The sequence below is a fragment of the Streptomyces sp. AC627_RSS907 genome, from assembly GCF_019049165.1.
Genome location: NZ_JAGMUE010000136.1, coordinates 16389 through 20969, shown reverse-complemented (window position 1 = coordinate 20969; position 4581 = coordinate 16389). Strand labels below are relative to the sequence as shown.

General features: G+C 72.1%; 2 protein-coding genes and 1 pseudogene. 2 read left to right on the top strand and 1 reads right to left on the bottom strand.

Going from position 1 to position 4581, the window contains the following annotated elements; all coding sequences use genetic code 11:
• Positions 1-431: 431 nt before the first annotated feature.
• A complete protein-coding gene (locus tag KUM32_RS27625) occupies positions 432-2243 on the bottom strand; it encodes a phosphatidylglycerol lysyltransferase domain-containing protein (RefSeq protein ID WP_217144687.1) in 1812 nt (603 codons plus the stop codon).
• A gap of 204 nt (positions 2244-2447) precedes the next feature.
• Between KUM32_RS27625 and KUM32_RS27620 the strand changes: the two genes are divergently transcribed.
• Both KUM32_RS27620 and KUM32_RS43885 read left to right on the top strand, forming a co-directional pair.
• A complete protein-coding gene (locus KUM32_RS27620; protein ID WP_217144686.1) occupies positions 2448-3584 on the top strand; it encodes an esterase family protein in 1137 nt (378 codons plus the stop codon).
• Between the two features lie 198 nt (positions 3585-3782).
• Positions 3783-4581: pseudogene (locus KUM32_RS43885) on the top strand (hypothetical protein); the annotation flags it as partial.

Below are 4581 nucleotides of genomic sequence, written 5' to 3'. Positions count from 1 at the left end.
GTGTGTGGGTGGGGTGCCTGCGGCGGCCTGTGCGGGTTCGGTGGGGGTGCGGGTAGCGCGTTCGGTGGTGGGGTGGGTCGGGGCCGGGTCGGGGGGTGTCCGTCCTCGGAACGGCGCGGAATCGGTCGGCCACGGAAGTGACGGTGTTGACGCGCCAACCGCTGCGGGCGGACACCCCCCGACCCGTCCCCTTCCCGCCGTACGCGGCCAACCCGCCGTAGCTCGCGGGCAGTCCGTCCGGCCGCCGCTGCGGTCCGTCCGGGACCGCCCCGCTGCGGGCAGTCGTGCCGCTGGGGCGGCACGGGTTGGTGATGGGGGCCCGGTCGAGCGAAGCCGGGAGTGGGGGAGGCGCCCCGTAGCGCCGGGCCGCGCAACCCAACCCCCGCGCCGGGTGCCGGCCCCACGCCCCGCCGCGCAGCGCCCCGCAGCGCTCAGGCCGCCCGGGCCTCGTGCTCCGTCACCCGGTGCGCGCAGGGGCGGCGGGTGGTCGCCCGGCGGCGCAGGAAGCGGGGGAGCGGCGGGGTGAGGGTGACGAACCCCTCGGCCTGCATGGCGGCGAAACCGATGCGGAGCAGGTCGGCGTGGGTGCGGTAGACCACGAAACGGGGCTCCCAGCGGGGGCGGAACTTGGCGTTGAACTTGTACAGCGACTCGATCTGGAACCACCGGGAGAGGAAGACCAGCAGCCCGCGCCAGGCGCGCAGCACCGGACCCGCTCCGATCTTCTCACCGCGGGCGAGCGCCGCGCGGAACATGGCGAAGTTCAGGGAGACCCGTGCGATGCCGAACTTCGGGGCGGCCTGGAGCGCGGCCACGATCAGGAGCTCGTTCATGCCGGGGTCGGCCGAGCGGTCGCGGCGCATCAGGTCCAGCGACACGCCGTCGGTGCCCCACGGCACGAAGTGCAGGATCGCCTTCAGGTCGCCGTACTCACCCGGCTCCTCGTCCGCCTTGTGCGCGGTCGCGACCAGGCAGTCCCCGTCGGCGGGGTCGCCGATGCGGCCCAGCGCCATGGAGAAACCGCGTTCCGTGTCCGTGCCCCGCCAGTCGGCGGCGGCGCGGCGGATGCGGTCCAGCTCGGTGGGACCGAGGTCAGCCACGCGCCGTACCCGGGTCTCGTAACCGGCGCGCTCGATGCGCTTGACCATCTGGCGCACGTTGCGCATCGCGCGGCCGGCGAGGGAGAAATCCGCGACGTCCACCACCGCCTCGTCACCGAGTTCCAGGGCGTCGAGCCCGGTCTCACGGGTCCACACCTCACCGCCGGTCTCTGAGCAGCCCATGACGGCGGGCGTCCAGGAGTGGGCGCGGGCCTCGTCCATGAAGCGTTCGATGGCGCCGGGCCAGGCCTCCACGTCCCCGATCGGGTCGCCGCTGGCGAGCATCACGCCGGAGACGACGCGGTAGGTCACGGCCGCCTTGCCGCTGGGGGAGAAGACGACGGCCTTGTCGCGGCGCAGCGCGAAGTGGCCGAGGGAGTCCCTGCCGCCGTGCTTGGCCAGCAGCGCGCGCAGGCGCGTCTCGTCGTCCTCCGTCAGGCACGCGGCGGGGTGCTCGGGGCGGAAGGCCAGGTAGATGGTGGTGACGGCGGTGATCAGTCCGAGGGCGCCGAGGGAGAAGGCGACCGTCCAGGAGGTGTTGCCCCGGTAGTCGACCGGGCCCTCGAAGCCGAACAGGCCGTACAGCACGTGGGCGATGCGGTCGGCCAGGCTCGGGTCGCCGATCATGCTGTGCGGGTGGGCGTTGACGACGACGAGGCCGAGGGCGAGGGAGCCGGCGCCCATGAGGACGAAGTTGGCGAGCGCCCGCCAGCGGCTTCGCGGGTCGGGCAGCGCCGCGAACTGGTCCCGGTGCCGCAGCAGGGGCGCGAGCAGCGCGAGGGAGATCAGTACGCCGACGACGGAGTGCCGGTAGGTGAACTGCGCGACAGCGCCGAACGGCAGGAGGGCCACCGCCGCCCGCCACGCCCGGCGCTTGCGGCGTTTGAGGCCGTGGGCGAGCAGCAGAAGCAGGATGCCGGCGCTGAGCGAGAGCGCCGCCGCGAACGGGCCGAACGATCCGGGCAAAACTTCGGCGAGGGCGTGCATGCGGCTGTGCCGGAAGCGGGGGAAGACGCCGGCGGCTATGTCCAGCAGGCCCACGAGCGTGCAGGCCCGGCCGACGAGGAGGGGCACGGCCTCCGGGCGAGGGCCGCGCAGCACCCGGCGCAGGGTGGTGGGCTTCACTGGAACCCCACCCGACATTTCCTCATCTGTCCTGACAGACATCGCACCTGAAGTTCTGGGAGAGACGGTGGATCCGGGCCCGTACCGGGGCATCCGGAGACATTGCGCCCTCTAGGACGGTGTCTGGGAGGCAGAGGTTCACTCACCTCCGACGGAAACCCGAATGTCGGCCCGGACGGACAGCCCGGACGGTCGTAAGAAAGCGCAGGCAGGTAACAACGCATGGGTCTCACAAGCGACAAGGTGCTGGCGCTGGCGGTCCTGTCCGGCGTGCTGCTGTTCGGCGGCACGGTGTGGCTGTGGCCGCGGCTGGCCGGGCGGACCCTGCGGGCCGTCGCCGGACGGGTCGGCCTGCTGTTCGTCACACAGCTGGCGATCTTCGCCGCCATCGGCCTCGCCGCGAACCAGTCCTTCGGGTTCTACGCCAGCTGGGCCGACCTGTTCGGCCGGGAGACCGGCCAGGGTGTGGTCGTGGACCACTCGGCAGGTTCCACCGACAGGCATCTGCGGGTCGTCGGCGACCGGCGGGTCGTACAGGCGGCCGGGTCGCGGCCGGAGACGACCGGCCGGGTCGAGGAGATACGCATCGTCGGCCGCACGACACGCATCGCCACACCCGCGTACGTCTATCTGCCGCCGGAGTACTACCAGTCGCGCCACAGCGCCCGTACGTTCCCCGCGGCCGTCGTCCTGACCGGCTACCCGGGGACGGCCGAGGCACTGGTCGACAAGCTCCGCTATCCGCGCACGGCGCTGGACCTGGCCAAGGACGGCCGTATGCAGCCGATGATCCTGGTGATGCTGCGTCCCACGGTGGCGCCGCCGCGCGACACGGAGTGCGTGGACATCCCGGGCGGGCCGCAGACGGAGTCGTTCTTCGCGAAGGACCTGCCGGAGGCCGTGGGCGCGCACTACCGCGTGAACAAGGGGCCGGGGAGCTGGGGCATCGTCGGGAACTCGACCGGCGGTTACTGCGCCCTGAAGATCGCCATGCACCACCCCGGGACATACGCCGCCGGGGCCGGTCTGTCCGCCTACTACAACGCGCCCAGCGACCCCACCACGGGTGATCTCTTCCAGGGTGACAAGGAACGGAAGAACAGGGCGAACCTGTGGTGGTACCTCAAGAACAAGCCGGCGCCCGCCACTTCACTGCTCGTCACCAGCAGCAGGACCGGCGAGACCAACTACAAGGACACGCTGAAGTTCATTGAGCGGGTGAAGGAGAAGAAGCCGACGCGGATCTCGTCGATCATCCTGGAAAGCGGCGGGCACAACTTCAATACCTGGCGGCGTGAGATTCCGGCGACGCTGCAGTGGCTCAGTGAGCGGCTCCAGGAGCGTCCGGTGGGCCGGTGACGGCCGCCCGCTGGAAATGATCTTGCTTATTTCGTCCGCCGGTGGGATGCCTTCGGGCAACCGGCAGGCAACTGGTGGGCGAGTTGCGCGCAACGAGTGGGCTGGTGGATTCCCGAGGCCGTGTGAACTAGTCGGAGAACGCCGTGTTTTTACGGGGCGGGGCGCCAAGATTCGCCTACGCGCGGTAAGTTTCTGGCCATGCCACGTGGACGTCACCGCCATTCCCCGCCTCTGCACAGGCTGCTTCCTCCGTCGGCGATCGCAGGCGTCTCCGTCGTCTGCGCCCTCGGCCCCTGGGTGTTCAGCGAGACGACGATCCTGCGCTCACTGGCCGCCGCCGCCGCGGTGACGTCGGTCGTCGGCGCGGTCGTCATGCGCCACTGGGACACGCAGGCGGGCAAGCGCGTCGCCGACCTCACGCGCGCGCGTGCCGGTGACGAGTGGCGCTTCGAGGAACGCGTCGCGGAACTGGAGTCCGACCTGGAGGAGTCGCGCGAGCTGCGCGTGAAGCTGGAGCACCGGCTGCGGGCGAAGCGCAAGGAACTGGCGGGGCTGCGCAACGAGCACGCCTCCCTGCTGCGCCGCTACGCGACGGCGGAGACCGAGCGCGCCAGCGCGCTGGAGGGCCGCCGGCTGCTGGAGATCGAGGCCGTGCCCCAGATGCCCGCCCTGCCCGCGGCGCGACCGGAACCGGCGGTGGAGACGGCGGCGGAGGAGACGGCGGCCAAGGCCACCGGGGCCGCCGCCTCCGGGACCGCCGAGGAGGCCTCCGGGACCACCGAGGAGACCCCCGCCGTCTTCTCCCCCGAGGGCACGCGGCTGTTCCTGCGGGCGAACGCGGCACTGGCCCGCCTCGATCGGGCCGCCTCCACCGGCCCGGACGGTGGTGACCGCGACAGCGCCCCCGCCCACACGGCCGCCGACGACAGCGCTTCCCGCGACAGCGCTTCCGGCGGAGGCGGCAGCCGCGGTGGCGAGAGCGCGGCGGCCGGGTCCG